Raw genomic sequence first — 515 nt, 5'->3', positions numbered from 1 at the left:
GTTCCGGATCGACCTGGTCGTGCAACATGGCGGCTACTGCGCGTGGCGACAAAATCGCGCACTGGCCGGTTATTCCGCCAAGCATGCCACGCAGGATTTTTGTGAGGTCGGCTACCGAGCAACGAAGCATTCCAGACGGGACATCAGGATATCCCTCCTGCGGCAGCTCGTTGAACGCGCCTTTCCCATATTCATAAGGCTTGGCGAGAACGTTTGGTGCAAACTCTTTCAGATACCAATGCGCATTTCGAACACCCAGCGGTTCGAATATGTTCTTCTGGGTATACGCGGAAAAGCTCTGCTTGCTGATGCACTGGACCGCATAACCTGCCAACGCCACCCCGACATTGCAGTAGCTCCATCGATTGCCTGGCTTGGCTGGGCAAAACGACGTGGTAGGCGAATAGTATGCGCCACCCTCGACAAGAAAGTCCTTTAGAAAGCCCTTCAGGCTTTGCGTCGGATCTCCGTCGGTGGCCACGTCCAGATCGTCGTAGCCTTTATCCGAGATACTG

Annotated in this window: 1 protein-coding gene; it reads right to left on the bottom strand. The window is 55.1% G+C overall.

All coding sequences use genetic code 11. The features are described 5' to 3' along the window. Window positions 1-515 (bottom strand): serine hydrolase (locus tag EN925_RS39010; protein WP_164894845.1); only part of this gene is annotated, 515 nt, incomplete at both ends.

This window comes from Mesorhizobium sp. M7A.F.Ca.US.006.04.2.1 (genome assembly GCF_004022915.1).
Lineage (GTDB): Bacteria > Pseudomonadota > Alphaproteobacteria > Rhizobiales > Rhizobiaceae > Mesorhizobium > Mesorhizobium ciceri.
Note: the sequence above shows the minus strand (reverse complement) of the source record. Positions and strands in the feature narration are given on the sequence as shown.